The sequence below is a fragment of the Paenibacillus sp. OT2-17 genome (assembly GCF_009827695.1).
GTDB classification, from domain to species: domain Bacteria; phylum Bacillota; class Bacilli; order Paenibacillales; family Paenibacillaceae; genus Paenibacillus; species Paenibacillus polymyxa_B.
On the sequence record NZ_WUDQ01000215.1, the window covers coordinates 1 to 5851 of the forward strand.

The 5851-nt window shown below is 56.6% G+C and carries 1 protein-coding gene; it reads left to right on the forward strand.

Features of this window, described 5'->3' with window-relative positions; translation table 11 throughout:
• Window positions 1-355: 355 nt before the first annotated feature.
• On the forward strand, window positions 356-5851 hold a 5496-nt coding region (locus GRP75_RS17665; protein ID WP_160789938.1), incomplete at its 3' end, for a non-ribosomal peptide synthetase.

Here is a 5851-nt window from a genome sequence, read left to right on the forward strand (position 1 = left end):
GGCTTCGACAAAGGCAGCTCCGGTGCCGAATCCGGAGGTACGGTCGACTTCCTGCTGGCCGGCCGGAACCCTACAGCAAGCCTAACATCGATGGGTGGAACATCCCTTGTCCACCCCCAAATCTAATTCCGAACCCAATGTTAAACCAAAGCCCGTCTTCGGGCGGCTCCTCCACAGCAAGCATATTGAAGCAGAGGAGCCGGAAGCAGCTGCATCTCTTGCGTAGAACGATGCTCTTTGTTGTCTTTCACGCATGGGAGCCGAGCGGGACAGCTGCTAGGCAGAGGATTGCCGCATGCGATCAAACGGGCAAGCGAAGCGGTGACCTGGCGAAAGCCATTGACATTGTTGTCACATGTTTGAAAAGGCGGGGAGCGAGGCTGAAGCGTTGCTGCGGCATATGCTCCGCCGGATTGCTTTTACCGATGAAGAGAGGGGAACGATCCAGATGGCTTTTGAAAAAGAAACGTTGTTTTGGAACGAAAAATTCGGTAGCGACGATTATACCTTGACGCCGCTGCCTTACAGCAAAGCTCCAAGCTCCCTGGCGCCCATTATGAAAACCGTGGGCGGTTCGCTTTCGGAAAAAGCGGCGCAGCGCGTCCTTCAAATGAGCAAGGGCGCTCCGCTGGCCGCTTTTATGATTTTGCTCGCCGGTGTTCAGTCACTCTTGCATAAATACACAGGCGCTTCTGACATTCTGGTCGGCATGCCGGTTGTACGGAAACCGACGGAGACGCGTCGATCCGTTAATCATACGGTCATTTTGAAAAACTCGCTTTCGGCGGGTGCGACTTTTAAAACGCTTCTGAGCGAGCTGAGGACTTCCTTGCCGGAAGCGATTCAGCATCAACATATTCCGTTCTTGAAAATGACGGAGAAGCTGGACCTGCAATATGCAGACGGTATACCCGTCATCCATACGCTAGTATCCCTTAAGGAGCTGCATCTGGACGAAATCGGGCAAAATGTGGTCACGGATTGTTCCTTTGAATTCAGCTTAACCGACGGGACGATACAGCTAGCGCTGTCATATAACGAGCACTTATATGACTCCGAGTTTATGACTCGGGTCGTCGGCCATCTGAATCGCCTGCTGGCCGTGGGGCTTCACGAGTTGGAGCTGGACATCGTGCGGGCGGACATGCTGTCGGAAGACGAGAAATTTCAATTGCTGCAAAGCTTTAACGATACCGAGAAGGACTATCCCCGTGATCGGACGATTCATCAGCTCGTGGAGGAGCAGGCGAAGCGGGTGCCCGAAGCGACGGCGGTTGTCTTTGAGGGGCGGCGGCTTTCGTACGCGGAGCTGAACGAACGGGCGAACCGGCTGGCGCGGACGTTGCGATCGGTCGGCGTGCTGCCCAATCAGCTGGTAGGCTTGATGGTCAGGAGATCGCTGGAGACGGTCGTTGGCATTCTGGCGGTTCTGAAAGCTGGCGGTGCCTACGTGCCGATCGACCCGGAATACCCGGAAGAACGCATCCGCTACATTCTGGAGAACTCGAATGCGCAGCTGCTGCTGACTCAACGGCACCTGCTGCAGCAGGTGCCGTTCGAAGGGACCGTGGTGGCGCTGGATGACGAGCAGGCCTACAGCGACGATGGCTCGAACCTGGAGCCGGCCAGCGGTCCGAACGATCTGGCTTATGTCATCTATACGTCAGGTACGACGGGCAATCCCAAAGGGGTCATGCTGGAGCATCGCGGTTTGGTCAGCTTGAAGCTGATGTTCGCGGACAGGCTGGGCATCACGGAGCATGACCGGATCGTTCAATTCGCCAGCCTGTCGTTCGACGCTTCCTGCTGGGAAGTGTTCAAAGCGCTCTATTTTGGCGCGGCTTTGTACATCCCGACGGCCGAGACGATTCTCGACAACCGCCTGTTCGAGAGTTATATGAACGAGCATGCGATTACGGCGGCGATTTTGCCTCCGACGTACAGTGCTTATTTGAACCCGGACCGCCTTCCCAGCTTAACGAAGCTCGTAACGGGAGGCTCGGCGGTATCGGCCGAATTCGTGCAGCAGTGGAAACGCAAGGTCCACTATTTCAATGCTTACGGCCCTACCGAAGCTTCGATTGTTACGACGCTTTGGGATGCGGATGAGGAGCAGCCGGAGGGCAGAGTCATTCCGATCGGGCGCCCGCTGGCCAATCACCGGATTTTTATTTTGGATGCCCACCTGCAGCTTGTGCCTCCGGGAGTGGACGGCGAGCTGTGCGTGGCAGGCGTGGGGCTTGCGAGAGGTTACCTGAACCATCCGGAGCTGACGGCAGAGAAGTTCGTGGAACATCCGTTTGCGCCGGGAGAACGCCTTTACCGGACGGGAGATCTCGCCCGCTGGCTGCCGGACGGAAATATTGAGTACTTGGGCCGGATCGACCATCAGGTGAAAATCCGTGGATTCCGGATCGAGATCGGCGAGATTGAAGAGCAGCTTCTGAAGATCGACTCCGTGCAGGAGACGATCGTAATCGCGCGGGAAGGCAAAAGCGGGCAAGAACTGTGCGCTTACCTGGTCGCGGGGCGCCCGCTTACGCTCGGCGAGCTAAGAAGCGCGCTGGCGCAAAAATTGCCGAATTACATGATTCCGGCGCATTTTGTTCAGCTTCCGCAGATGCCGCTCACGCCGAACGACAAAATCGACCGCAAGGCTTTGCCCGCTCCGGAAGGAAACGCGCTGACCGGCGGCGCGTACGTAGCTCCCCGCAATGAAGCCGAGCGGACGCTTGCCGATGTGTGGCAGGCGGTATTGAACGCCGATCGCGTTGGGGTAACGGATCATTTCTTCGAGCTGGGCGGAGACTCGATCAAGTCCATTCAAGTATCTTCGCGGCTTCATCAAGCCGGCTACAAGCTGGAAATCCGGGATTTGTTCAAATATCCGACTATTTCACAGCTCAGCCTGCATGTGAAACCGATCGGACGTACCATTGATCAGGGCGAAATAACGGGTGAAACGGCGCTGACGCCGATTCAGCATTGGTTTTTCGAGAGCTCCTTTGCGGACCCGCATCATTTCAACCAGTCGGTAATGCTGTACCGGAAGGAACGCTTCGACGAAGAGACGGTGCGTCAGGTGCTGCAAAAGCTGGCCGAGCATCATGACGCCTTGCGGATGGTGTTCCGCAAGACGGAAAAAGGGTTTAGCGCGCGGAACCGCGCGATTCAGGACGGCGGGCTGTTCACGCTGGACGTGTTCGACTTCAAGGATGCGGAGAATACCGCGCAGGCTGTGGAAGCGAAGACAACGGACATTCAAGCGGGCATCGATCTGGAGAACGGGCCCCTCGTGAAGGCGGGACTGTTCCGGTGCGCGGACGGCGATCATTTGCTGCTCGCGGTTCATCATGCCGTGGTGGACGGCGTGTCTTGGCGCATTTTGATGGAGGATTTCGCTCTGGGTTACGAGCAGGCCGGCAAAAGCGAGGAAATTCGTTTCTCGGCGAAAACGGATGCGTACCGCACTTGGTCCGAGCAGCTGGCCGCTTACGCGCAAAGCCCGGAGATGGCGAAGGAACGGGCCTATTGGCAGGCCGTGGAACAAATTGCGGTTCCGGCTGTGCCGAAGGATCTGGAGGCGGACGTTACGACGCAGCAGGACAGCGAATCGCTGTTCGTCCGTTTGACTCCCGAAGAAACGGAGCTGCTGCTGAAGCGGGTTCACCGGGCCTACAACACCGAAATGAACGATATTTTGGTAACGGCGCTCGGCATAGCCGTTCGCAAGTGGACGGGACACGAACGGGTGCGGATCAATCTCGAAGGACACGGACGCGAATCGATCGGAACGGATATCGACATCACGCGCACAGTCGGCTGGTTTACGACCAAGTTTCCGGTCGTCCTGGAGCCGGAAACCGACCGGGATTTGGCCTATCAGATTAAACAGGTCAAGGAAAGCTTGCGCCGCATTCCGAACAAGGGGCTTGGGTACGGCGTATGCCGCTATCTCTCCAAATCGGAGGATGGCTTTGTTTGGGGCGCAGAGCCGGAAATTAATTTTAACTACCTCGGCCAGTTCGACGATGATGTCAATCAGGACGAGATCGGCATATCTTCTTATTCCAGCGGCAGCCCGGCCAGCGACCGGCAGGCCCGCAGCTTTGTGCTGGATATCAACGGCATGGTGCTGGACGGCGCTTTATCGCTCGATCTCAGCTACAGCCGGAAGCAGTATCGCAAGGAAACGATGGAAGCCTTCGCTCAGCAGTTTGAGAAAAGTCTTCGAGAGCTCATTACCCACTGTGCAGGCAAAGAAAATACCGAATTGACACCGAGCGACGTGCAATTTAAAGGCTTGACCATCGCGGAATTGGAGCAAATCGCCCAGCGTTCGGGCCATGTCGGGGAAATCGAAAATATTTACTCGCTTACGCCGATGCAGAAGGGCATGTGGTTCCACAACGCGCTTGACCGGCAAACGGCCGCTTACTTCGAGCAGACGCGCTTTACGATGCGTGGAGCGCTCGACGTTCAGCTTTTTGAGAGGAGCTGGATGGAACTTGCGAAACGTCATCTGGTGCTGCGGGCAAATTTTGTGAAGGGACCGGCGGGCGAGCCGCTGCAAATCATATACCGCGACAAGCCGGTCGGCTTTGAATATGAAGAGTTGCTTCATTTGCAGGTGGACGAGAAACAAGCGTATTTGGATAAAAAGGCTGAGGATGACAAGCGTCGCGGCTTCGACATGGAATATGACGCGCTCGTTCGGGTTACGATCCTGCGCACCGAAGAGCAAAGCTATCATGTGCTGTGGAGTTTCCAGCATATTTTGATGGACGGCTGGTGCCTGGCGCAGCTGACGCAGGAGCTGTTTGAGATATACTCGGCCTTGACCTCCGGCACGCAGCCAGCGGGAGATAAGGGATCGGATTATGGCGCCTATATCGAATGGTTGGAGAAACAGGACGATCAGGCGGCATCCGGCTATTGGACGGCATTCCTGTCAGGTTATGAAGGGCAAACCGTACTCCCGGGACAAAAGGAAGCGGCGTCGAACGGCAGATTTACGGCAGATCACGTCACCGCCGAGCTGGGTAAGGACTTGAGCGAGCGGATGGACCGGGTGGCGAAACAGCGCCTGGTTACGGTCAATACGCTGCTGCAAGCCGCGTGGGGCGTGATGCTGCAAAAATATAACGGAACAAACGATGCCGTATTCGGCAGCGTCGTGGCCGGAAGACCGGTGGAAATCCCGGGCATCGAGTCCATGATCGGGCTGTTCATCAATACGGTGCCGGTCCGCGTCACGAGCGAAGCCGACACCGTGTTCGCCGATATGATGGCGAATCTCCAAGAGCGTGCGCTGGAGTCCGGGCGATATGATTACTATCCGCTGTATGAAATTCAAGCCCGCAGCGTGCAAAAGCAGAACCTGATCAACCATATCATCGCTTTCGAGAACTATCCGGTGGACGAGCAGATGGAGCAGGCGGGCGACCAGCAGCACGGCGACCTGACGATCGCTGACGTTCAGATGGAGGAGCAGACGAACTATAACTTCAACGTGACCGTGGTGCCGGGAGCCGAGATCGAAATTCGGTTCGACTTTAACGCCGAAGTGTTCGATAAAGACAGCATCGAGCGGCTCAAGGGGCATCTCGTCCATCTGCTGGAGCAAGTGACGGATAACCCGGAAATTACCGTGGGCGAGCTGGAACTAGTGACGGAGGCGGAAAAGGCCGACCTTCTCGGACGTTTTAACGACACCACCACGGAATTTCCGCGCGGGAAGACGCTCGTTCAATTGTTCGAAGAGCAGGCGGAGCTTTACCCGGACAACGTGGCCGCCGTCATGAACGAGCGGCAGCTGACCTACCGCGAGCTGAACGAGCGATCCAACCGC